Source organism: Paenibacillus sp. FSL R5-0473, from assembly GCF_038004565.1.
GTDB lineage: Bacteria > Bacillota > Bacilli > Paenibacillales > Paenibacillaceae > Paenibacillus > Paenibacillus amylolyticus.
In genome coordinates this window covers 6,684,904-6,709,323 of sequence record NZ_JBBORL010000001.1, presented here as the reverse complement: position 1 = coordinate 6,709,323, position 24,420 = coordinate 6,684,904, and the positions used below count along the sequence as shown (strand labels likewise).

At 48.0% G+C, this 24,420-nt stretch carries 16 protein-coding genes; 4 read left to right on the top strand and 12 right to left on the bottom strand.

Features of this window, described 5'->3' with window-relative positions; genetic code table 11:
* Positions 1-103 precede the first annotated feature (103 nt).
* The 6 genes from MKY28_RS29330 to uvrB form a co-directional block, all read right to left on the bottom strand.
* Positions 104-2,617: a U32 family peptidase gene (locus tag MKY28_RS29330; RefSeq protein WP_340937737.1), complete on the bottom strand. Its 2,514-nt coding sequence runs from the start codon at positions 2,615-2,617 to the stop codon at positions 104-106.
* A gap of 496 nt (positions 2,618-3,113) precedes the next feature.
* Positions 3,114-5,066: a stalk domain-containing protein gene (locus MKY28_RS29325; protein WP_340937736.1), complete on the bottom strand. Its 1,953-nt coding sequence runs from the start codon at positions 5,064-5,066 to the stop codon at positions 3,114-3,116.
* The gene (locus MKY28_RS29320) at positions 5,053-6,222 is read right to left on the bottom strand and encodes a S1C family serine protease (RefSeq protein ID WP_340937735.1); all 1,170 of its coding nucleotides are present in this window, start codon (positions 6,220-6,222) and stop codon (positions 5,053-5,055) included. Before MKY28_RS29320 ends, MKY28_RS29325 begins: the two co-directional genes overlap by 14 nt.
* 278 nt (positions 6,223-6,500) lie before the next feature.
* On the bottom strand, positions 6,501-6,713 hold the full coding sequence (locus MKY28_RS29315; protein ID WP_017692026.1) for a hypothetical protein: 213 nt from the start codon (positions 6,711-6,713) through the stop codon (positions 6,501-6,503).
* Positions 6,714-7,051: 338 nt separating this feature from the next.
* A complete protein-coding gene (gene uvrA, locus MKY28_RS29310; protein WP_076254108.1) occupies positions 7,052-9,910 on the bottom strand; it encodes an excinuclease ABC subunit UvrA in 2,859 nt (952 codons plus the stop codon).
* Between the two features lie 790 nt (positions 9,911-10,700).
* Positions 10,701-12,692 (bottom strand): excinuclease ABC subunit UvrB, encoded by a 1,992-nt coding sequence (gene uvrB, locus MKY28_RS29305; RefSeq protein ID WP_036612386.1) that lies wholly within the window; start codon positions 12,690-12,692, stop codon positions 10,701-10,703.
* A gap of 169 nt (positions 12,693-12,861) precedes the next feature.
* Here uvrB and MKY28_RS29300 point away from each other — a divergent pair, with 169 nt between their 5' ends.
* Together MKY28_RS29300 and MKY28_RS29295 are read left to right on the top strand one after the other, a co-directional pair.
* Positions 12,862-13,659 carry a flagellar motor protein gene (locus MKY28_RS29300; protein ID WP_036612388.1) on the top strand — a complete coding sequence of 266 codons (798 nt, stop codon included), beginning with the start codon at positions 12,862-12,864 and terminating at the stop codon, positions 13,657-13,659.
* Complete coding sequence (locus MKY28_RS29295) at positions 13,643-14,476, top strand: flagellar motor protein MotB (RefSeq protein WP_340937734.1); 834 nt, start codon at positions 13,643-13,645, stop codon at positions 14,474-14,476. Before MKY28_RS29300 ends, MKY28_RS29295 begins: the two co-directional genes overlap by 17 nt.
* A gap of 100 nt (positions 14,477-14,576) precedes the next feature.
* Here MKY28_RS29295 and MKY28_RS29290 read toward each other — a convergent pair whose 3' ends face one another.
* Genes MKY28_RS29290 through MKY28_RS29280 form a run of 3 tightly spaced genes read right to left on the bottom strand, consistent with a single transcriptional unit; the run spans position 14,577 to position 17,892 of the window.
* Entirely contained in the window at positions 14,577-15,755 is a 1,179-nt protein-coding gene (locus MKY28_RS29290) for an ABC transporter permease (RefSeq protein ID WP_340937733.1), read from the bottom strand.
* A complete protein-coding gene (locus MKY28_RS29285; RefSeq protein WP_340937732.1) occupies positions 15,748-16,944 on the bottom strand; it encodes an ABC transporter permease in 1,197 nt (398 codons plus the stop codon). The genes MKY28_RS29290 and MKY28_RS29285 overlap by 8 nt, the downstream gene beginning before the upstream one ends.
* 12 nt (positions 16,945-16,956) lie before the next feature.
* Complete coding sequence (locus MKY28_RS29280; protein ID WP_340937731.1) at positions 16,957-17,892, bottom strand: ABC transporter ATP-binding protein; 936 nt, start codon at positions 17,890-17,892, stop codon at positions 16,957-16,959.
* Positions 17,893-18,103: 211 nt separating this feature from the next.
* On the opposite strand from MKY28_RS29280, the gene MKY28_RS29275 reads away from it, so the two are divergent.
* Both MKY28_RS29275 and MKY28_RS29270 read left to right on the top strand, forming a co-directional pair.
* A complete protein-coding gene (locus MKY28_RS29275) occupies positions 18,104-19,315 on the top strand; it encodes a sensor histidine kinase (protein ID WP_340937730.1) in 1,212 nt (403 codons plus the stop codon).
* A 20-nt stretch (positions 19,316-19,335) separates the two neighbouring features.
* The gene (locus MKY28_RS29270) at positions 19,336-20,025 is read left to right on the top strand and encodes a response regulator transcription factor (protein WP_340937729.1); all 690 of its coding nucleotides are present in this window, start codon (positions 19,336-19,338) and stop codon (positions 20,023-20,025) included.
* A 95-nt stretch (positions 20,026-20,120) separates the two neighbouring features.
* Here the strand turns inward: MKY28_RS29270 and MKY28_RS29265 are convergent, their stop codons facing one another.
* From MKY28_RS29265 to MKY28_RS29255, 3 genes are all read right to left on the bottom strand, one after another.
* Positions 20,121-21,449: a PDZ domain-containing protein gene (locus MKY28_RS29265; protein WP_340937727.1), complete on the bottom strand. Its 1,329-nt coding sequence runs from the start codon at positions 21,447-21,449 to the stop codon at positions 20,121-20,123.
* A 64-nt stretch (positions 21,450-21,513) separates the two neighbouring features.
* On the bottom strand, positions 21,514-22,986 hold the full coding sequence (locus MKY28_RS29260) for a S41 family peptidase (RefSeq protein ID WP_237177463.1): 1,473 nt from the start codon (positions 22,984-22,986) through the stop codon (positions 21,514-21,516).
* Positions 22,987-23,121: 135 nt separating this feature from the next.
* Positions 23,122-24,402 carry a murein hydrolase activator EnvC family protein gene (locus tag MKY28_RS29255; RefSeq protein WP_036612408.1) on the bottom strand — a complete coding sequence of 427 codons (1,281 nt, stop codon included), beginning with the start codon at positions 24,400-24,402 and terminating at the stop codon, positions 23,122-23,124.
* Positions 24,403-24,420 lie beyond the last annotated feature (18 nt).

Genomic DNA, 24,420 nt, shown 5'->3' with positions numbered 1-24,420 from the left:
CTTCTTCGCCTCCTGTGTCATGATGTAAAAAAACCCCAAGAGCTCCTTGAAGCAGAGTTTGGGGTTCCTTCATGCTTGTAACTGTTGTTGTACCATACAATCGTTATTTCACCAATTGGCCACGTGTAACGCCCAGTTGGTTTGTTGCTTTGAGTGTTTTCCACACTTGTGTACCACTGATCTCGCCGCGCAGTGCGCGGTTGTACAGATCAATTACTTCGCGTACCTGCTCCGGTGTCTCTTCCAGGAATTCCACACGGTAACGGGATACACCCAGATCCATAAAGTTGGTCAGATACTCGGCACCTGACTGTTCCACTGCATTGTACACCGTATTACGGCAACCTTCATCCACACGTACCGGGTGGGACATGCCAATCCGGTCTTGCAGTGATGCACGCTGTTCCTCACAAGGACGGCCACAGTTCGTGAAGTCCGTACCCTCACTCATGAACGTACAATACACACAGTGCTCGGTGTGGAACATCGGCAGATGCTGATGGATAACCACTTCGGTCTGACTTGTACGGGAGTGACCCAGCAAATCAACCATTTGTTGAATGTTCAGGTCATAGGATGGCGTAATCCAGTCACATCCGGCTTCCAGGAACAATTCTACTGCTTTGTGATTGGCGATGTTCAATGAGAAGTCGCCGATCAGTTCCGGGTGCTTCGCATCCGGGTTTTCCATCCGGTGGCGCAGGTAGAAGTACAGTGCGCCTGTATTACGAACCAATACCGCATCCGGCTTCAGACGCAGGATGTTGTTATGATATCCGTTCTCCCCAGGCATATGAATACGCGGTGTTGCCAGCGCGATCTTGCGACCAGCGGCATGCACAGCTCCCACGGCTGCCGGGAACTGTTTGATAAACTCGAAGTCGGCATAGATCATACCGATTCCTGCTTCAATCGCTGCCTCCACTTGTGGCAGGCTGCGGCAGAGTGCGGTCAGTTCTGCTTGACCGCGAGCGACTGGAGATGCCGGTTTAACCGAATCGCCGTACACATCTACCGCCCGTTTGACGTAGACGGGTGGTTTAGGGCGTTCGCCCGCGAGTTGTTCTACCGCCTGACGGCGAATGTTATTCAACTCGCGCATTGGGATGATGACGTCACCGTGCAAGTTGACGTCCATTCCTTCCAACTGGAACACGGTGCCTCCCAGACGTCCGAACTGCTCTTCGAGCAATTCATGTGTCATTGGACGTTTCTGCGCGATGTCCAGTTCCATCTCGGAATCAATACGGACGGTCGTGCATTTCTGCACGTCTGTCCACCATGTGCTAAGCGGCTGCCCCGGGCTGCCGATGACCTTCACCTTCACCGGGAATACACGGTACGGCTTCTCGGTCTCGAAGCTTTGACGCAGACGTTTGTCCAGCGCCGGGTCATTCGTTTTCCACACTTTGTCGCCAACTTTCACGCGGCGCAGATCTACGTCACTGCGGCCTGGCACAACGTCAACGATCCAGCCCTCTTCGGCTTCGCCTTCGAGTTTTACGCCTTTGCGACGCACATCGTATACCCGTCCGCCCTCTTCCTTCTGAGTCGGGTCTCCGGCGTCAAATACAATTCCGTCTCCACGTTTCACAGGTGCATCCAGTTTCAGGACCACACCATCGCGCAACACTTGATCTACACGACCAAGGTAGACACCACGGCTTTTCGGGAACGTTCCATCCACCAGTTCTTTGTTGTTTGTACCGCTCAGGAAACCATGTGTGAATCCACGGGAGAAGCTTTGCTGCAATTCGCGAACTTCTTCCTTGCTTGGCGGTGTGTTATCTCCATCAAAATAACGGTCAATCGCTTTACGATATTTGCTTACTACGTTTGCTACGTATTCCGGCGTTTTGAGACGTCCTTCAATTTTGAAAGAAGTTACTCCTGCTTCGATCAGTTCCGGCATCAGGTCAATCGCTGCCAGATCTTTCGGAGACAACAGATAGGCTACATCACCCATCGGTTTGTGTACCCCATCCACCATCAGGTCATATGGAAGACGACAAGCTTGTGCGCACTCCCCACGGTTCGCCGAACGTCCTCCCCACATTTCGGAAGTAAGACACTGCCCCGAGTAGGATACACACAGCGCACCATGAACAAATACTTCCATTGGAAGTTTTGCCTGCTCACCGATCTTCTGGATCTGCTTCAGGTTGTTCTCCCGTCCCAGAACGACACGTTCCATATCAAACGGCTTCGTAAACTCTACCGCTTCCGGAGACGTAATTGTCATCTGTGTTGAACCGTGAATCGGGAAATCCGGTGATATCTCGCGGATCATCTTCACCAAACCCAAATCCTGAACAATTACAGCATCCACACCTGCATCGACACAAGCGTCAATCAGTTCTTTGGCATCCGTCAATTCATTTTCAAAAATCAATATATTAAAGGTCAAAAAACCTTTTACGCCATAACTGTGCAAAAACGCCATTATCTCCGGCAGCTCGTCCATACGGAAATTGTTCGCCCGTGCCCGTGCATTAAACTTTTCGACTCCGAAGAAAATTGCATCTGCGCCATTAGCTACCGCCGAACGCATACAATCCCAGTCACCAGCCGGTGCCAGAAGTTCAACGTCTTCTCTTCGTATTGTTGCTGTTTTCATGTAGATCCTCCCCATAACCGGCTATCCGCCGGATTTCATCCCTATATCCCTAAACGTCTGAACATACTAAGCCTAAGACTGCACCTTATCGGGTACACCTGCATTGTCACGGTATTACAATATCTATCTATTATGTCTGTATTGCCTGAACTCCAAGCTTACAGTCATTCCTATTCATCAGATCAGTAGTCATAACTCCTGAACTAGTATAGTGTACCACTTCTGCACCGACTCTTCTACGTTTTCCTGAAAAAACCATTTTCATTTCCATTAAGATTTACACTAGACACTTCGATTGCAGTACCATCTTCCGATCGCTGTTACCCCCAGATTTTTTTTATTTCCTTTTCTAAAGGGGAAAAATCTGGTGATAAACGCGCACGCTTCGCTTCTTCAGATCGGTTCTGCACTCTTCGTCCCAGTGTAAATATTTAATTTATCTTATACAGAAAACAAATAAGCCGAAAGGTCTTTTGACCCTCCGGCTCCACTACATTTATTTAATAAAAGTAAATGAGTTCACTGCTTTTTCCAAGGCTGCCGCCTGAACTTCTGTCTTGTTGGCATCATTCAGCCCACTTGTGATCGTATAGGTTGTTCCGTCCTTCTCAAACACGATCTGACGACCCGCATATGGCACGCCTTTGTCCAGCTCATGATACGTAAAGGAAAATGCAGGCACACCCGCAAACGTCAGCTCTTCACTGCCAAGCAACTTGAAGTTCTTACGGGTTTTGGTGGCTTCGGCATAGGCTTCTCTCAATTGGCTGACCGTCATCTCGATCGACTTGTCTTCGCTCGCCGCAATGGAGAATTCTCCGCCAGTAAAGGTGTACACCACAGGTGAATATTCGAATCGATCACTATACGGCGTCCAGTAACGCGGAATATCTACACTGTATTTATAACGTTTGGACGTACGTGTAAGTGTCTTCGTTTTGTCTGTCAAATAAGGATCTTCATCCAGCTGACCAAAATTATCGGCAACCGTATCAAAATCAATCTCCACGCTCTTCATAATCCGTTCAAACCATGCCCGATCTGCAACCTGCTCCTCAGGGAACGTATACTCTGCATAGTATCGATACCCATTCTTCTGCAAAAGAACATCGAACTCGGTCTGCCAGCCCCCGCCAAAGTTATAACGGAATTCATTCACCTCGGAAGTCTCTCCCGAGATATCCATCGTATATGAACCAATTGGCTCGTAACTCTCTGGTGTAAATGTCTCCCGCATCCACTTATCCAGTTGGCCGCTCCAGTCTTTTACCGTAGTACCTGCCTTCGCCGATGTGACACGCCATTGCAGATATGCACCATCCTTGGCTTCATAGATCATCTGATTGTTGTCGATCGACCAGCCGGCAGGAATCTTCAATTCAATACCATAGTCATCGTTCCACGCGGAGCGCATGCCATTATCTACGGTGGACAGGTCCTTGATCGTTCGATCCGATTCCGCATAGGTTGGCTGGAATGAATTGAGCAGCGCTTCACGTTTGCCCAGATCTTTATAATTCAGGGCTTCGTAATCCGCGAGGTACACATCATATTGACGACCTTCGCTCAGATACTGTCGCATCTCCCATAACATGCCGTCTACATCTTTCACGATAATCCGTGCATAAGGAGTTTTGCCTTTCGACACCGCTTCACGATCCAGCACCGTATCTCCCGATTGTTTGGCCTCCTGGACAAGTTGCTGCAACAAATCATCTGCATCCAAAGCCACATCCTGATCGCTGACATACACTTCAAGATAATAACTGTTGTCCGCAGCGCCAAAAGTCATCATACGCTCCTGCTCACCGGTCTGGAAAACTATAAGGTCTGCCGGGTAGTTAATGGACCAACCGTAAAAACTGTTGCCAATTCTGGTTTTGCCTTCATCCGGATGAATACCATCCTCATCATCCACCGAATCATCCGTTTGCAACAGACGAATGACCATTTCTCCGGAACTGGTTGGAGCTAGCGTCGCTCCGATACCGGCAGCAACCGGCCGAAGTGGAACCATAAGTACGCCATTCACCATCTTGGGGGCGGCACCCATCTCATGTTTTACACCATCCACCCAGGCAATTGAAATGCCAATCGTTAGGGTGACCGTGTGCGGACCTTCCTTGATTTTGACAACATCATTTTTCTCCAGCCGGATTTCACTGCCAAATGCTTTCTTGAATACACCAACAGGCACCATCGTTACACCCTTGACCTTGTACGGTTTGGCTATGGCCTGCTTATCGCCGTTAATGTAGGCGCTCGTGCTACCCGCTTTGACCCGTAGCTCACTTGTTGTCAGATCAGATGCCCATACAGGCAATGCCGCACCAATGGTCAACATCCCGGTTAATACACCTGTGCTTAGCACACGTATCCATGACTTTTTCATTCCGTTCTTTCGTCCTCTCTCCATCCGGGCTGATCGCCGGGCTTTATTGTTCTTCATCTGCAAGGAACGCTTCATCTTCCTCGTCTACGATGTCTGCGCGATCAGCAAGCATTAACGTGCGGGTGACGATATCGCCATCCGATTGCATCAACAGCTTTACCTTTTGTCCAGGTAGATACTTTTTGAGCAACTCATTGATATCCACTACTGAAGAGACACGTGTGCCCGCGACACTGTAAAGGACATCGCCCTCTTTGATTTTGGCTTTCTTGGCTTCTGGAGACAGTACGCCCGTAATCGTTAAGGGATCATCTGTAGGCAGGCCCACAATCGCAGACCAGCTTTCTTCCAGCTGTAGCCCCAGACTTGCACGTTTTATTTTTCCATATTTAAAAAACTGATCGATGATATATTGAACGGTATCCACTGGAATCGAAAACCCCAAACTCTCTACGCCTACTGCAGAGAATTTCATGGAATTGATACCAACCACTTCACCCTTCAGGTTGACCAGTGGTCCTCCGCTATTTCCTGGGTTAATGGCCGTGTCGGTCTGAATCAACCGATAGGTCGCCTCAACACCACGATTCAAGCCGCTAATTACCCCTACCGTTGCCGAGTTGCGCAAAGAAAAGGAAATCGGCGTACCCAAGGCAATCACCGTTTCTCCAACAGTGGTTTGTGAAGCTTTGGCAAAGCTCGCCGGTTTGAGTGATTTGGCATTGATTTTGATTAGAGCCAGATCACTGAGTGCATCACTGTATGTTTTCGTAATTTTGTATGTATTGCCATCCGTCGTTACGACCACCGGATTCGTTAATCCGTCCACCACATGAGCATTCGTTACGATCCATCCGTTCGACCGGATAATGACACCTGTACCATGTGCAAGATTATAACGGTCGTCTGATGTTGCACCGTCCTGCACTTCGGTAGATTTCCCAATAATGCCTACGACCGAAGGAGATACCTTTTCGATCACTTTGGGGATGGCTTCACTTCCCTTGTACGTGTACGTTCCTGATTTGGCATCATATTGTCCACTTCCACCAACTGCCTCGAGCAGATCCTTGGTGTTCACATAGACTTGACCGTCTACCACTTTCGCTTGCATCGCCGCTTTGGATTCAGCTGCACCGGCCGTTGCCGCTACACTAATCGAGAGTACAGCAGCCATCAGTATGGCTATCCCCTTTTTACCCAACACGCTCATATTCTCACCTGACCCTCTCTATACATCCTTCTTGCGCGACTCGACATCGGATTCATCGCTGAATCAATTCTCTTTTTCTCTCATCTGCAATTCCGGTATCCCTCAATGTATCATACAGAATCTGGATATACAATTGTTTTAAGTCCTATTTTAGTAGAGAAGGTAGAATCTTGTTCAATCGCTCCATATAAACGAAAAAAAACACCCTCCATGTCTCCCATGGAAAGTGTTCCTCCATATCTCTTTTGGCTTAAATTCCATTCACTTCAGCAGCATTCCTACTGAGCAAACCAACCCGTTATCATCGCATAGTCTGTCATCAGAAATACCAGTAGGCTGACTACTGCAAATCCGATCGCAAACAGATTCTTCTTCGGTGCCCGAAGAAGCCGAACAACTCCGATGAAAATCAGGATCGTAAATAAGATGACAAAAATATCAAATGCATTAAAATTCGATGTACTCGCCGTGGCAGCTTCTGCAAACAGCATGGATAGACAGACCTCCTTACCATAGTTGAACAGCTAACGCATACCCTAATATCTTCCTCTATGTTATCTGTACCCTGCTTGTAATGCAAGCCCTATCATCCATAAAAATGAAAAAAAGACAATTTGGCTGAATATTCCTGTAATGCTCGTCATAACGCATATGTAAACACTCTCATGAAATAACCTTAGTCCGAAGGAAACACTGTGCATAACTCAAAATGAAAAGCCCTTCTTCTCGGAAGCAGAGCACATCAGATCGTAATCCAACGTCTTTACCTTTTCGAGAAGAAGAGCCAATACTGCCACTTCATATTGATATAACTACTGGTTAGAGGACCTTAGTCTACTAATTGCAGTGCCTTGCTCCGCTCGGTATCCCGCTCCAGAACCGGCTTCAAGTACTTGCCTGTATAGGAAGCTTCTACTTTGATGATATCCTCAGGTGTTCCGGTTGCAACAATGGTTCCTCCACCGCTACCGCCTTCTGGACCCAGATCAACAACATAGTCTGCCGTTTTGATCACATCCAGGTTATGCTCGATCACTAACACCGATTCCCCAGAATCAACCAGACGATGTAATACGTTCAGCAAACGGTCGATATCATCGACATGCAAACCCGTAGTCGGCTCATCGAGGATGTAAATGGTTTTCCCGGTACTGCGGCGATACAGCTCGGAAGCGAGCTTCACACGCTGGGCTTCACCACCAGACAATGTGGTTGCAGGTTGTCCCAGATTGATATAACCCAGACCCACATCCATCAGTGTCTGCATTTTACGATGGATCTTCGGAATGTTCTCGAAGAATTGGGTTGCATCTTCAACCGTCATTTCCAGCACATCGGAAATATTTCTGTTTTTATATTTCACTTCAAGCGTTTCCCGGTTGTATCGTTTGCCTTTGCAGACTTCACAAGGAACATAGACGTCCGGCAAGAAGTGCATCTCGATCTTGATAATGCCGTCTCCACGGCAGGCTTCACAACGTCCACCTTTGATATTAAAACTGAACCGGCCTTTCTTGTATCCACGTACCTTGGCTTCGTTCGTCTGAGCAAACAGATCCCGGATATCATCAAAGACACCTGTATACGTAGCCGGGTTGGAACGTGGTGTCCGCCCGATTGGCGACTGGTCAATATCGATAACTTTATCGATATGCTCCAGACCACGAATCTCTTTATGTTGACCCGGACGTACCCGAGCACGGTTCAGATCACGTGCCAGCGTTTTGTAGAGGATCTCATTGATCAATGTGGATTTACCTGAGCCAGACACACCCGTTACCGCAGTAAATACACCTACAGGAATCTTCACATTCAGATTCTTCAGGTTATTTTCTTTGGCTCCACGTACTTCCAGCCAACGGTCTCCTACACTTCTACGTTCTGTACGAATCGGAATGAATTTGCGTCCACTCAGATATTGACCGGTTAAGGAGTTCTCATCGTTCATGATCTCCTCCGGTGTACCCTGTGACATGATGGTACCTCCGTGAATACCCGCACCAGGACCAATGTCAATAATATAGTCGGCAGCCATCATCGTATCTTCATCATGTTCAACCACGATCAAGGTGTTACCAATGTCTCGCATATGCGCAAGTGTTGAGATCAGACGGTCATTATCCCGTTGATGCAAGCCAATACTTGGCTCATCGAGAATATACAGCACACCCATCAGGCTGGAACCAATCTGTGTAGCCAGTCTGATCCGCTGCGCTTCCCCACCGGACAATGTTCCGGCAGCACGACTTAGTGTAAGATAATCCAGACCAACATTCACCAGGAAGCCGAGACGACTGTTGATTTCTTTCAGAATAAGCTTGGCAATTGTCTGCTCTTTCTCCGACAATTCCAATGTATCAAAGAATCGGCCAGCTTCACCAATGGACAAACTAGTCACATAGGCCATGTTGTGATCATTGATCGTAACCGCAAGACTCTCGCGTTTCAGACGCTGACCTTTACATGTACCACAAGGCTTCGCACTCATGTAACCCTCAATAAACTCACGGATACCTTCAGATGCTGTATCCCGGTAACGACGCTCCAGGTTATTCACGATACCTTCGAAGGTAACCAGTGCTTCCTTCCGTTGTCCAAAGTCATTCTCATAGCGGAAACGGATTTTCTCCGTACCTGTACCCTGCAACAACTTGTTCATCTGCTCAGCTGGCAGATCTTCGACAGGTACATTCTGCGGAATGTTGAAGTGTTCACATACTGACTTCAAGAACTGCGGATAATAGGTGGATGTGCCACCTGTCCAAGCATCAAAAGCTCCATCTTCGATGGTCTTAGTCCGATCCGGTACGAGCAGATCAGGGTCAACGATCATTTTCACACCTAACCCATCACAATCCGGGCAAGCCCCGAAAGGACTGTTAAATGAGAACATCCGCGGTGCCAGCTCTTCAATACTGAATCCGCACACCGGGCAGGCAAAGTTGGAACTGAAGCGCAGCTCTTCTTCGCCCATAATGTCCACAAGTAGTTGTCCACCGGACAAATTAAGTGCTGTTTCAATAGAGTCGGCCAGACGCGCCTGTACATCATCTTTAACAACGATCCGGTCAACAACGACTTCAATCGTATGTTTTTTATTTTTCTCCAATTGAATATCCTCTGACAGGTCACGCAGTTCCCCGTTCACCCGTACACGGACAAAGCCCTGCTTGGACACATCAGCAAATACACTTTTATGCTCGCCCTTGCGGCCCGAGATAATGGGTGCCAAAATCTGCAACCGGGTACGCTCTGGATATTGCATAATGCGGTCAACCATTTGTTCTACGGTCTGGGAACTGATCTCTACGCCATGGTCTGGACAATGTGGATGGCCCACACGTGCAAATAACAGACGCAGATAATCATAAATTTCGGTCACAGTTCCAACCGTGGAACGCGGGTTACGGCTTGTTGTTTTCTGATCTATTGAAATGGCAGGAGATAATCCTTCGATGGAATCCACATCCGGTTTCTCCATCTGTCCCAGAAACTGGCGTGCATAAGCTGACAATGATTCTACATAACGCCGCTGTCCTTCGGCATAGATGGTGTCAAAAGCCAGCGAGGACTTGCCTGAGCCACTCAGGCCGGTCAATACAACAAACCGGTCACGCGGGATGGTAATGTCGATATTTTTCAGGTTATGCGCTCGTGCGCCTTTAATGACAATGTTATCGCTCGCCAATAGTATTCATCCTCTCAGTGTGTTAATCCAAACCTTTAAAGGCTTTTCGATCCCTCCCAAACCCTCCCTTCCAAGGGAGGGCCCCAGAGGGCGCAGCCCTCTGGACACCCGAAACAAGCGGTGCAACGGTGAGGGGTCGGGTCTTGCTATGTGAAGGGTGGTCGTGTGCCCGCGGCTCCGTATAAGGTTCCGGCTCATTGCCGGAACCTTATACGGCCGCTCTACTGCGAGGGTGCGCTCTCGGCTTCGCCACGTTCGCGACAGGTCGCCATTGCCTTCGGCTCGGCTCCAAGGTCAATACCGGGACGCTCTCGGCTTCGCCACGTTCGCGACAGGGTCGCCATTGCCTTCGGCTCGGCTCCAAGGTCAAGAGCGGGACGCTCTCGGCTTCGCCTTGGTCGCGACAGGGTCGCCATTGCCTTTGGCTCGGCTCCAAGGTCAAGAGCGGACGCTCTCGGCTTCGCCCTGGTCGCGTCAGGTCGCCATTGCCTTTGGCTCGGCTCCAAGGTCAAGAGCGGACGCTCTCGGCTTCGCCCTGGTCGCGTCAGGTCGCCATTGCCTTCGGCTCGGCTCCGAGGTCAACACTGGGGCACTCTCGACTCCCAATTGCTTTCCTATAAACCTTTTAACCAATTTCAACATTTCTATCAGTATAGACTTGAATTCAAGATTTCAACATCTCTTATTATCGGTAGATATCATCAATTTCCTTACTCAACAAGAGAACGGCCAATTGGCCGTTCTCTTGTTACAGATCCATCTTTACCGGAGCATATGAATGAGCTGTATCTTATTCAGCGCGAAGTTCCAGCAACGCATCGCGAAGCTCGGCAGCACGCTCAAACTGCAGGTTTTTGGCTGCATCTTTCATCTCTACCTCTAGGCGCTGAATAAGCGCCTGGCGATCTTTCTTCGACATCTTCTCGGCTGCGCCTGTAAGATAGTCTTTCTTGGATTCGGCAACTTTGGTTGCCTCAATCACATCACGCACTTTTTTGCGAATCGTCTGTGGTGTAATTCCATGTTTCTCGTTGTACTCGATCTGAATTGCGCGGCGACGCTCTGTTTCCTTTATCGCTTTATCCATCGAATCCGTTACTTTGTCACCGTATAGAATAACGCGACCCTCGCTGTTCCGTGCCGCACGACCAATCGTTTGGATCAGTGAGCGTTCGGAACGCAGGAATCCTTCCTTATCGGCATCCAATATAGCGACGAGGGAAACTTCGGGCAGATCGAGACCTTCCCGGAGCAAGTTGATTCCGATTAGGACATGGAACACGCCCAATCTTAAATCACGTAAAATTGCCATCCGTTCCAACGTCTTGATCTCAGAGTGCAGATAACGAACCTTAATTCCAACTTCCTTCAGATAATCCGTCAGGTCCTCCGACATCTTCTTCGTTAATGTTGTGATCAACACACGCTCGTCTTTGGCAATCCGGTCGTTAATCTCACCAATCAAGTCATCGATCTGCCCTTTTGTTGGACGCAGTTCAATGATTGGATCAAGCAGTCCGGTTGGACGGATAATCTGTTGCACCATCGTATCGGTATGCTCTATCTCATACGGGCCTGGTGTGGCCGATACATAGATGATCTGATCCATCTTGCCTTCGAACTCATCGAATTTGAGTGGACGATTATCCAGCGCTGACGGCAGACGGAAACCATGCTCAACCAATACCGTCTTCCGCGCCTGGTCACCATTGTACATCGCACGGATCTGTGGCAGAGTCACGTGAGACTCATCGACCACGATCAACATGTCATCCGGGAAGTAATCCATCAGTGTGTATGGGGTATCGCCGCGTTCGCGGAAAGTCAGCGGACCGGAATAGTTCTCAATCCCCGAACAGAATCCAACTTCCTTCATCATCTCGATATCATACCTTGTGCGCTGCTCCAGTCGCTGAGCCTCCAGCAGTTTCCCCTGTTCACGCAACACTTCAAGACGCTCCTCCAGTTCACGCTCAATGTTCACCAGCGCAACCTTCATTGTCTCTTCTTGCGTTACGAAGTGAGACGCCGGGAAGATGGCAATATGTTCACGTTCACCAATCAGTTCTCCGGTTAACACATCAATCTCCGTAATTTTCTCGATCTCATCACCAAACAATTCAACCCGAATTGCATGTTCACCCTTGGAGGCAGGGAAAATCTCAACAACATCCCCACGAACACGGAATGTACCCCGCACAAAGTTAATATCGTTCCGCTGATACTGGATCTCTACCAGACGAGACAAAATCTGATTGCGCGGTTTCTCCATGCCTACCCGAAGTGACAGCAACATGCTTGAATACGAGTGCGGTGAACCCAAACCATAAATGCAGGAAACACTCGCTACAATGATGACGTCCCTGCGCTCAAACAACGAACTTGTCGCTGCGTGCCGCAGTTTGTCTATCTCTTCATTAATACTTGAATCCTTCTCGATATACGTATCGGAGGACGGGATATATGCTTCTGGCTGAAAATAATCGTAATAACTGACGAAATACTCAACCATGTTATTAGGAAAAAAATCTTTGAACTCACTTGCAAGCTGCGCTGCCAACGTTTTATTGTGTGCAATAATCAGCGTCGGACGTTGCAGTTGGGCTATCGTCTGGGCTATCGTAAACGTCTTACCCGTACCCGTTGCACCCAGCAGTGTCTGGTATCTCTTCCCCTCCTGAACACCCTTCACCAATTCTATAATGGCTGCAGGCTGATCACCTTGGGGAGAAAACTCTGACTCGATTTCGAACGTTTTGTCGCTCATTATAATATCGCTCATTGCCGTATCTCACCCTATCGTCTAAAATAATAGTCACTATATATTGTCGAAGTTCCCCGAATTTTCATATGGGAAAACTTATAGTAATAGGAATATTTGTTCCCGTTTAATTATACCTCGTTCGTTTTAGTGATGCAAACGTGAAATGAAGATAGGAGTGGGTTAATTTATGGATATTGCGACACTTATCGGTATTATTGCCGGAATTGCCGCAGTCATTAGCGGTTTTTTGTGGGAAGGCGGCCAATTGTCTGGTCTCCTGCAAAAAACGGCTGCTTTAATTGTATTCGGTGGAACGATTGCTGCTGTGGTTGCCAGTTTCCCGGCGCATCGCCTTCGTACGATTCCAGCTGCCCTGCGTATGGCTTTTGGACGTAACAATAATGATTCAGGCTTGTGGGTTGAAGAACTGGTGGAGATGTCTTCAATCGCACGCCGCTCAGGTGTACTTGCATTGGAACGCAAGGTTATGGATCATCCGCATCCATTTTTGCAAGACGGTATCCAGATGGTTGTTGATGGTACCGATCAGGATGTGGTTCGCCAGATCCTGGAGATGGAGATTGATTCCATTGAACAAAAACATGAGGGTTACGCCAAAATATTCGAATCCGCTGGTGGGTACGCTCCAACCATGGGGATCATCGGAACCGTGATGGGACTTATTCAGGTACTTGGCAGTTTGACCGATCCAACCGGACTCGGACCTGCCATTGCTGTTGCCTTTACCGCAACCCTGTATGGGGTCGCCAGTGCCAATCTTATCTTTTTGCCCATTGCCTCTAAGATCAAATCCAGAGGTGCCGATGAAGTACAGACCATGGAAATGCTTCTCGAAGGTGTACTTGCCATTCAGAACGGTGAGAATCCCCAGCTTGTACGCAAAAGACTGGAGTCCTTCACCCTTACGCATCGTCAGCATATACGCCCCCTAGCAAAGGAGGGATTGGATGAGTCGGCGCAGTAAACGGCGCGGAAAACGTGAAACTATCGATCATCGGGATCGCTGGATGATTACTTATGCCGATCTCATAACTCTGCTTTTGATCTTTTTTGTCATCATGTATGCCATGAGCAATCTGGATTCCAGTAAATATGACGTCGTTACTCAATCGTTACAAAATACATTTAATGCGTCCGACTCAATCCTTGAGCTTGGTGAGGGACTCGGTGAGAAACCCGGTCAAACGATTACAGAGACTCCACCATCTGAGGTTCAGGGTGAAGATCCTTCAAATGACCCTTCCGATACAGGGACTGCAACACCAGATGATGACAACAAGCCCCTCACAGAACGGGAAGAACAGTTCAGATCACAGGAGCAGGAATTGCAAAATCTATTCAATGTGATTACCCAATATATCGAGGATAATAAACTGGAAAATCAGATTTTTGTTGCGGACAAGCCACAGGGCCTATCCATTACCCTCAGTGACCGCTTCCTGTTTGATCAGGGACAGGCCGCTCTAAAGGATGGTGCAGCACCAACGCTCAGTAAACTTGCCAGCCTGTTTCGGGATCTGAATACCGTTGTCAGCATCGAAGGACATACGGACAATATTCCGGTCGGGGCCAACTCCACGTACAAAGACAACTGGGAACTTTCTGGAGAACGTGCACTGTCTGTATTACGATTCTTTTTGGATACAGAGAAACTTAACCCGGACGGCTTCCAGTATGCCGGATATGCGGATACTCGCCCAACGGGTGACAACACCACTGCCGCCGGAAGACAAAAGAACCGTCGGGTTGAAATAACGGTCCTGCGTCAACTTCAACCTTAATCATCAATATCTCCCATAATGCATCATTCCTTATGCAAAGAAAGCACGCTCTAACTGAATTCAATTCAGCAGAGCGTGCTTTCTTTTATGTCGTATTACCTTATGCCTCTACTCCTGGCTGGCTAGGGCGTAGAATCGCAGAGCCTACAGTCAGCAAAATGGCAGCCATGCCAAACAATATCAATAGTGGCAATATGATATCCGACAATGTACCACCAGCAGAGATCGTTTCCACCGCCTGAATCGCCCATTTCTGTGGAACAAAGTTGGCGAGCTTTTGCATATAATTCGGCATCAACGAGATCGGCCAGAAACAACCACCTATCATGCAGGTTGGCATAATGACAAGTGAATTCAGCATGTTGGCATTTTTGGGATTACGGATTAATCCTGCCACGGTACTTGCGATCCCCATGGAGACCAGCATGAATGCGGCCAAGATGATGAAATGAATGCCAAAAGGAATACCGGCATCATAATGCAGCAGCCACCTGCTGACTCCCAAAACGAGAACAATCTGAATCATGCCAATGACAAAGCTACCCAGGAAATTACCAAGCGCAATCTCATATGCACGGACGGGTGCCGTATATACTCTGGCCATCGTACGTTTCCTGCGATCTTCCATTATCACAGCCACTGCACTGGTCAGCAGCCCCATCATAAACATGATTGTAAATCCAGTCACATTGTTCAGGCCTGGCTTGGGATAAATCTGAAGATCGGTGACTTCACCAGCAACCTGATGTTTTCCTATCTCCTGTAAAAGCTGTTCAAAGGGCTTCTGTATACTCGATAGTATGTCCGTCTCACTTGAGACAGGACCTGCCGCCACCTTAACAGCTGAAGCAGATTGTAACAATCCGCTCGTCAAACCTTCAACTGCTGCTCGTAGGGTATAGGAATCTTCGCTTATACGCAGTTCCACCAGTTGGATCTCGGTTGGCTTTCCTTGTAACAGATCCTCCGTATAATGTGCCGGAATGATGATACCCGAGCTTCCTTTTTGCTGAGCGATGGCTTCCTTCACTTCTGCTTCGTTTGTCATCGGTTTGAGCAGATACTCCTCTTTGCCAGCAAGTTCATGAATCATCCATGTCCCTGCCACCCCTCCATCCTCATTGACATAGGGAATAACAGTACGTGTACTCTGCTCGCTTCCAAATAGAGCAACTGCTCCTGTAACCACCAGGCAAGGCAGAAGCAGAAACGTAATGAAGCCCATTTTACGGCCAAGTGTACGTCTAATCATCAACCAGGCGATGTGTAGACTATTCATATCGGTATCCTGCCTTTCTATAGATCAATCCTGAGATGAACAGTAATACAGCGCATACCACGCCTAACATTAGAATGTTATATACAATCTCTCGTACAGGTGCATCCAGCATCATTCTCAGAAAACTTTGGAGCGCCCAGTGGTTAACCGTAAATTCGCTAAGCCGTTGTACAAAATAAATTGGAATGGGCGTGAACCCACCGCTAATAAATGTCATGGCAACGATGATACCTTGGATGGTTGCACTGGCCGATGCTGTGCTTTTGCATACCAGTGCGACGATTACACCAAGGGTCATGGAGGCCAATGTGATACATACACAAGTCAGCACAATATACCAAGGATGCGATCCCCAATCTACACCGTAGAGCCAATATGTCATAAGGATGATCGTTGTTGCTTGTAAGAAAGCGAGTAGACTATTGCCTGCAATTTTTCCAGCGAAAATAACTCCGTTACCTATCGGCGCAGCCTGAAGGCGAATTAACGTTTTGTTATCACGCTCTCCAAAAAGGCTGGTACTGGTTGTCATGCCTGAGTACAACATGAACATCGCCAGCATGGAAGCTGCATAGTATTGGGAGGCACTATACGCCGTACCTGTCTTACCTGGATTAGTGACAGCAATGGAGGTGGAATTCGCCGCACCGGACTCCGAAGCAGAGGCCATGGCAGCAATTACTTCCGGACCGAGCACTTTGGTAATCGCCATCTGTCGGTTCCATTCATCCGTAAAACGTGTGAACAAAGTTTCACCCAAGGTATTAAGTGTGTTGTCCTTTCCTCGTATCCACTGTAACCTGGCCTCTTTCCCCATCATCACGTTTTGCTCAAAATCCGAAGGAATCATTACAGCAAAGTCCAGCTTGTCGGTACGCAACGCATGAACGGCCTCTTCTTCAGTCGTAAAGTTCTGCACCTTGACCATCTCAGCCACTTCCGGGGATTTAACGAATGTATCCAGCGCTTGATTAACTGTACTTGATCCTCCACCAGATTCGGTATTCAAATGGATGATTCCCACACGTACAGTATCCGGAATAACATCCGCCGCCGTACCCATCGTACTGGAAAGTGCCGTGCCCAATATAAAAATCAGTAACAACGGCAAAATAAACAGGTTTAACACCACAGATCGAATCTTAAGAATACGCCTTAATTCAAAGATGCAAATATGCCATATATTCATCTCTCGCTCCCCCTAGTCCCGAAGTGTACGCCCGGTCAGATTGAGGAACAACGTTTCCAGATCCGGCTCTTCGACCTTGAGCGACTGAATGGATACTTCATGTTTGCTGCAAATGAAGAGCAGATCCTGGAGATCCTGCTGTGCCGAAGGCAGCGTAATGATCAGTGTATTCTCTGAAACGTCTACCATCCGCACACGGGGGTGAAGTTTCAGTTCTTCCACGACGTCGGGACCGATACCGGAAGTGGATAGCACTACTTTTTCCTCCGATGCTACACGTTCTCTCAGCTCTGCTTCAGTCCCACAGGCAATAATTCGCCCCTGATCCATAATCGCAACCCGGTGACTAATCGCCGCCACTTCCTCCATGTAATGACTTGTATATATGATCGTTGAACCCATCTTGTTGAGTGTCCGTACCGATTCAAGAATATGATTCCGGGATTGCGGATCAATGCCAACTGTCGGTTCGTCCATGATAATTAGATCCGGGCGATGTGTAATCGCACATGCGATGTTTAACCTGCGTTTCATACCGCCAGAGAAGGTCGAGGGGGCATCCTTTGCTTTATCCTGCAACCCTACAAATTCTAGGGACTCCTGCACTCTTTCCTTAAGCAATTTTCCACGCAGTCCATACAGTCTGGCAAAAAAGGTCACATTCTCCGCAGCAGACATGGTTTCGTATAAAGCCAGATCCTGCGGAACGAGTCCGATCTTGCGCTTTACTTCAAGCGGTCGCTCCTTGACCGAGATCCCATCTAATCTGATTTCACCCTGATCCATATTCAGGAGCCCTGCAATCATGCTGATGGTGGTACTTTTTCCTGCTCCATTGGGACCAAGCAATCCAAAAATCTCGCCTTTGCCAACGCTAAGGTTCAAATGATCCACGGACAGCTTGCTGCCGTATCGTTTCACAACATGATCCACTTCAAGTATACCCATCCCTTTTACGCCCCTCTTCCGTTTCGGCTTCCGCCGCTGGATTTCATATTTGTATTGTAACGGATCGCAATCTGTAGCGAAGGTACAAAAAGTCATGAATCGAAGGTGACTTAAGTCATCTCCTGATTCGAATGCTGCTTATGGTATAATCAAGGGCGCATTACCAAGAGATTTTCTACTCCACTTTTTATATAAAGGATGTCATTTACATATGCCCATGCGGTTTCTGCAATACGGATTAATTATTGTTCCAGCAGTACTGTACATGTTGATGCTGCCCTTGGAAAACGAAGCCATCTACACCTTGTATATCATCATCGCGCTTGTACTCTCCGTGTGGAAAGATTTTAACCGTTCAAGTACACAGCAATGGCTGTTGCTGCTGGCCGAAATACTTTGGAGCTGCTGGCTGATTGCTTCGTATGGACCATTTATGTTTTTCCTCTCTCTATCCGTGCTCTACGTGTATATATACAGACTAGAGGGAAGTCGGAGATGGTTGATGTTTGCAATTCAGCTTGTCGCTAACAATGTCGCTTTGCATTGGCATTATTCTGTCCCACAGGCATCGCAGCCAGGGTTAACCACACTAACTACAACCGACACTACATTACTCTCCACAGAGACAACTGCGATGGTTCTCGGCAACCTGCTTCTGCTCATCACAGCTGCTCTGTCCTGGCAGGGATCAAGAACGGCGAACAGCCGCGGACAACTGGAACAAGTCTATGACGAACTTCGCAGCAAACATTACGAGCTACAAGAAACTCGTGCGCAGCTGCTGTTATTTACAAAGCAACTTGAAGGAGTGGCTCAGACAGAGGAACGTACCCGTATCTCCAGACAGCTTCATGACGATATCGGGCATCGACTGATTCGCACCAAAATGATGTCGGAAGCCGCCCTGCTGACCCTCCCCCTCGATATGGAACAAGGAACGGAAATGGTGCGACAGATTCGCGATCAATTGGCCGATAGTATGGATGATATGCGCAGCACACTGCACAAACTGCAACCTAATTCCTATGCATCCGAAGTCTACGCCCTGGATCGTCTCCTAGAGGAAGTGGGCAGAGATACCGGCGTGAAGACAAATTATGAAGTTCATGGCCCATCCCATGTGCTGTATCCCAGCATACAAATCGTTTTGTTCAAAAATGCCAAAGAAGCCCTGACCAATGCCCTGCGACACGGAAATGCTTCTTCGATCACAGTGGAGTTGGTATTCGGGGATCAAGAAGTGTGTATGAGTGTGAGTAATGATGGCAAAATCAATCCTCATTCTTCCAAGCGAAATGGCATAGGACAGGAAGGCATGCTTCTTCGCACACAAATGGTGGGAGGAACGTTGGAGATCCAATCGGCTTATCCGTATACAGTGATTACACGCATTCCAATAACGAACCAGTTGAATATACTCTGAAAAAGGAAGTGAATATTCTCATGTCCGAACGTAATGATGTGAACAACAAGAATGATTCAGGCCAGCTCCCACTTATTCGGCTGATTCTCGCAGACGATGATTACTTCATTCGTGAGAGCCTGAAAGTGTTGCTTGGACTCGACTCTGGCATTTTCGTTACAGGCACGGCCTCAAATGGGCAGGAAGCGTTGGAATTGCTTGAATCAGGGACGTCTGCGGACGTGGTGTTAATGGATATTCGGATGCCGGAATGTGACGGAGTTGAAGGTACCAAACGCATCAAGGCACGTTTTCCTGAAATCCAAGTGCTCATGCTGACGACGTTTGACGACGATGAGTATATTATTCAGGCATTACAGAATGGAGCAAGCGGTTATTTGCTCAAAAACGTCCCCCCCGAACGGATAATTCAAGGCATCAAGACCGTACATAACGGTGATATGTTAATCCATCCGGATATTGCCCGCAAATTGGCAGGCCTTCTTCGTCCCGCTGCAATTCCCCTGACACAGAATCCAATCGAAGCCTATGGACTGACTCGTATGGAGCTGGCGGTTGCCGAGGCCATATCGGAGGGGTTGTCCAATAAGGAAATTGCCGCCAAACTGTTCCTCAGTGAAGGCACCGTCAAAAACTATGTCACGGATATTCTCGGTAAGTTGAGCTTGCGTGATCGGACCCAAATCGCCATCTTTATGTTAAAACAATAACAAAAAAAGGTATTTCCCTTGCCTGTGACGGCGCTCGGAAATACCTTTTTCATTGCTTGATTTATGCAACATACTTCATCACGTATGCTTAGTTGTTACATCTCTATGGACCCTTTATCACTGCCCACAGGGGCTGGCGGTAACGCCAAGGGAGCTTCGTCCCTTTGTGGTTTTTTCAGACGGGCAAACAATTTGAGGTTGATGATATGGAACAACGTCAGTGGACGTAACCGAATCGCCCAAACCTCGTGATTGTCCGGTGCCATAATGACCCCAAGCTGATGATGCTCCCCTTCATAGATCGCTCGTTGCATGAACTTGCTTTCACCCTGGTGATTGCGAACCTCTAGTTTGCAAAAAGCCGGGTTCATCCGCAGGGCACGATGTAACTCTTCCGGTGAATGAACCAACTTACCATTCACCTTGTACAATGTCTCTCCTGCTTCAATCCCCAAATCTGCAGCAGGGCTCTCCGGAATAACAGCCAATACCTTCAACCCATGCTGCGGATGGACAAATACCGGACTGCGGTTTTGCTCTTCAAACGCGCTGTACCATACCAGAAATTCATGTCCAATAAATGCGATCAGCGCAGCAACCACCATAAGTGGAGACCACCATGCAGCAAGCAAACTGAACACGAGCAAAGTTGCCCCGTATATCATCAACCGCTTGGATGAGATCTGTACCTTTTGTCCCGGAAGCATACTCTGCGTTATCTCACCAAATCCGAGCATAATCGGCAACGCAACCAGCATGTAACTATGACCTGCATTCATCAGTGGATTCCATGCCAGCTCCGCGCCACCTCCTGTGACTGGAACAAGAATCAGTAGAGGAATAGCCCAGAACTGCTGCAGTTGATATCCACCAACCAGTTTCCCGCGTTTTCCCTCGAAGAGAAGTGGTGATGCCATCGATACCCCCTGCATGCGTACCAACAAGGCTTCACCCATATGTAGAAGGGCTGCCAGGACAAGCAGTGCAGGCATATCCAGGGTACGTAGCGTTTCCGTGATAGTGCCCATCCAACCCAATGGTTGCCAGCCTGAAGCCAGATTCAAACCAAATTGCAACACACCCAGTAACCCGGCCGCATAAGCAAAGCACAGATACCGGATACGGAACAAGGATAGAATTAATGTTGCAGCCCATATGCATATCAGGCTTCCCAGTGTAAGATGTGCACCGAGGAATAGGGACACAATCGATGCGATGGTACCAATGAGTATGCCTCCGAGCACCGCCCGAATCGTCTGTGTTATCGAGCTTTGCAAACGGACATGAAACAATTTACGCTCCTGTAGTAACTGACGATGATAGATCAGCGCAATCAGGATCACCGCAATATAATAAAACGGCTGAATAAACAACTGCAACAAAGCTTCCCCTAATGTAGTTAACCACGGCCATACCCATTCCATTGTGGTCGGTCACCCCTCTCTTTCAGCCGGTTCAGAAAAAAAGAAGGCTGAAAATCAGCCTTCTTTATGGCTTCGACACAGCGGACGAAATATCCTTCGAGACATTTTCGATCGCGCGTTTCAGCTGTGCATCATATTGAGGATTGGCAATACGTTCAATCAGAGCCGCTTCCAGTGATTCAGCGGTTTTCTCGTCAATCTGCCCTGTAGCCTGAATGCCTTTTTGCTTCTGGAATGCCTTGACCGCTTCTTCCGTCTTCTGGTCGTAGTATCCATCCACACGATCCGGTTTGAAATCGAGTCCTCTCAGCATCGTCTGCGCACTTTTCACATCCGAGCTATTACTGTCATATTTCAGTGGTAACTTCTCTTTGTTAATCGGTGCCACCGAGAAATAATCCGGCTGGTCTACCGCAATATCCGGTTTGATTCCTTTTTCATGAATCCAGTCTCCGTTCGGAGTGAGCCACTTGGCAATAGTGATCTTCAGCAAGCTGCCATCACCCATCTGCTTGTCATAACTCGTCTGGACGGTTCCTTTACCAAAGGAGTTTTCACCAATCAACTTAGCACCTGCTGACTGTTGTAATGCACCGGCCAAAATCTCCGACGCACTCGCACTGCCTTTGTTCATCAGGACTGTGACTGGGTAAGCTTTGGCTGATCCATTGGACTTGCTTTGTTCCTTTTTGCCGTTCTTGTCTTCAACCTGCACAATAACCTTGCCTTTAGGAACAAACTGTTCAGCAATATCAATAACAACTTGCAATACACCGCCTGGGTCATTCCGTACGTCGATGACCAGACCTTTCATGTTCTGCTTCTCAAGCTTCGCCAACTCTTCCTTAAAGCGATCGCCTGTATTCAAAGAGAATTGAGTAATGGCAATAACGCCAATTCCGCCATCCTCCATGTGAGCATATACGGTCTCCAGATCAATATCATCACGTACAATCACAAATTCAATCAGCTCGGAAGATCCAGCACGTTTAACTTGTACCTTCGCTTCACTGCCCTTGGGACCTCTGATTTTGTTAACAGCCTTGTTCAGTTCCAAACCTTGCAAGGATTCGCCGTTGACCGACATAATCATGTCTTTTGCACGAATACCCGCTTTCTCGGCAGGAGATCCTTTGATTGGGGAAACAACAACAACGTTTCCATCCTGTGAGGATACCTCTGCGCCAATACCGGTAAATGAACCTTCGATCGACTCTTCAAACTGAGCAGCCGTTTCCTGCCCCATATAGTTGGAGTACGGATCACCAAGCGATTCCATCATGCCGTTGATCGCACCGTCAATCAATTTGGTCTGATCCACGTCTTTATAATAGTTGCTTGAGATCAAATCCATCGCAGTTTCAATCTTTTTCAAATCGTTCTTCTGCTGTGTATTGCCGGTTACACTAGCCAGCAAACCTTCGCCCGCTGTGGTTTGGTTTGCTATTCCCGGGTAAGTCATTAGTACCAGGGTTAGCAAACTACCACCCAGGAGACCCACAATGACAAGCAGTAGCGCCGATCTTTTCTTCATCATCCGTTTGTCACCGCCTTTAGTTTTGAAGCGTGTCCGATTCCATTGTTGCCAGAATCCATTCCCTGAACATGCCAGCTTATTATATGTCTAGCTTGTACGGAATATGTTTTTTCCATTCGAACGATGGAGCAATAATTACAAATAGTTCATCGGATTTACAGCGGTACCGTTGTCTCTCACTTCAAAGTGCAAGTGAGGTCCAGTAGAGTTCCCTGTATTTCCTGACTCCGCAATGGTATCCCCTTTGCTCACTGTGTCTCCCTTGCTGACTTTGAATCCACCTTCGCGCAAGTGACCATATAACGTCCATAGTCCACCGCCGTGGTCCACAATAACCGTATAACCATAACCGCTATACCATTCAGCCATGATCACGATTCCGCCAGAAGCAGCGTGAACCGAAGTTCCCTGTGGAACAGCAAAATCGACACCGGCATGCATTTTACCCACTACGCCCGTAATTGGATGGGTACGGGGGCCGAATCCAGAAGAAATACGTCCTCCAGATACCGGTCTTGAGAAGATACCATTACCGGATGAATACGTGACCTCACTGCTACTATCCGAACTCACTCTAGTAGGCGCCTTGGCTGCAGCTTTCGCCCGAGCCGCTGCTGCGGCTTTTGCTTTGGCTGCGGCAGCTGCCTGCTGTTCACGCAATTTATTTTTCTCTTGAAGAAGTGCCGAACGTTTGCTGGCAATCTGCATTAGTACATCTTCCTGCTCTTGTGTCAGCTCTTCTGACTCTTCAATTTTAGCATCATATGAAGCGAGAAGCACTTGCTTTTCCGCTTCTTTTTCATTCAATTGGGACTTGCGCTGTTTCTTCTGTGCATACAGGCTCTTGGCTTCCGCATATTGCACATCCAGTTCTGCCTTTTTGTCGACGACAAGTTGCTTGTCCGCTTTGTGCTCATCCAGCAGATGCTGATCCTGATCCACAATCGTTTTGAGTGAATCCGCACGGGTCAGGAAGTCAGTGAAGCTAGTAGAGGACAACAATACATCCAGATAGGATACAGCACCGTCCGTATACATCAGGCGCACGCGTGACTCCAACAATTTTTCCCTTGCAACAATGCGTTCTTCTGCCGCTTGCAGATCTTTTTTCGTTGTACGAAGATCTTCCTCCGTGTTCTCGATCTGCAAGGATACACTCGCCAGTTCATCACTAACGACATTGATCTGTTCCATAACAACCTTCAGATAAGCGTTGGTTTTGTTCTTGTAATGCTGTGCTTCCTTTTTGTTGGAAGCCGCTTTTTTTTGCTCCTGCTTGGCAGAAGCGGCCTTGCTCTCCAGTTGCTGAATCTGTTGGTCAATATCGCTGATGCTACTCTTGGCATATCCGTCAGAAGGTTGAAGCGTCAAACTGGCCAATAACGTAAAGGCCAGCAGCGAAGCGGTTTTTTTCAAAATGATGATCCCCCATCC

Excerpts from the sequence above, each read along its gene's own strand:
- MKY28_RS29330 (WP_340937737.1), bottom strand. The coding sequence starts at position 2,617 with ATGAAAACAGCAACAATACGAAGAGAAGACGTTGAACTTCTGGCACCG.
- MKY28_RS29325 (WP_340937736.1), bottom strand. The coding sequence starts at position 5,066 with ATGAAGAACAATAAAGCCCGGCGATCAGCCCGGATGGAGAGAGGACGA.
- MKY28_RS29320 (WP_340937735.1), bottom strand. The coding sequence starts at position 6,222 with ATGAGCGTGTTGGGTAAAAAGGGGATAGCCATACTGATGGCTGCTGTA.
- MKY28_RS29315 (WP_017692026.1), bottom strand. The coding sequence starts at position 6,713 with ATGCTGTTTGCAGAAGCTGCCACGGCGAGTACATCGAATTTTAATGCA.
- uvrB (WP_036612386.1), bottom strand. The coding sequence starts at position 12,692 with ATGAGCGATATTATAATGAGCGACAAAACGTTCGAAATCGAGTCAGAG.
- MKY28_RS29300 (WP_036612388.1), top strand. The coding sequence starts at position 12,862 with ATGGATATTGCGACACTTATCGGTATTATTGCCGGAATTGCCGCAGTC.
- MKY28_RS29295 (WP_340937734.1), top strand. The coding sequence starts at position 13,643 with ATGAGTCGGCGCAGTAAACGGCGCGGAAAACGTGAAACTATCGATCAT.
- MKY28_RS29290 (WP_340937733.1), bottom strand. The coding sequence starts at position 15,755 with ATGAATAGTCTACACATCGCCTGGTTGATGATTAGACGTACACTTGGC.
- MKY28_RS29285 (WP_340937732.1), bottom strand. The coding sequence starts at position 16,944 with ATGAATATATGGCATATTTGCATCTTTGAATTAAGGCGTATTCTTAAG.
- MKY28_RS29280 (WP_340937731.1), bottom strand. The coding sequence starts at position 17,892 with ATGGGTATACTTGAAGTGGATCATGTTGTGAAACGATACGGCAGCAAG.
- MKY28_RS29275 (WP_340937730.1), top strand. The coding sequence starts at position 18,104 with ATGCCCATGCGGTTTCTGCAATACGGATTAATTATTGTTCCAGCAGTA.
- MKY28_RS29270 (WP_340937729.1), top strand. The coding sequence starts at position 19,336 with ATGTCCGAACGTAATGATGTGAACAACAAGAATGATTCAGGCCAGCTC.
- MKY28_RS29265 (WP_340937727.1), bottom strand. The coding sequence starts at position 21,449 with ATGGAATGGGTATGGCCGTGGTTAACTACATTAGGGGAAGCTTTGTTG.
- MKY28_RS29260 (WP_237177463.1), bottom strand. The coding sequence starts at position 22,986 with ATGATGAAGAAAAGATCGGCGCTACTGCTTGTCATTGTGGGTCTCCTG.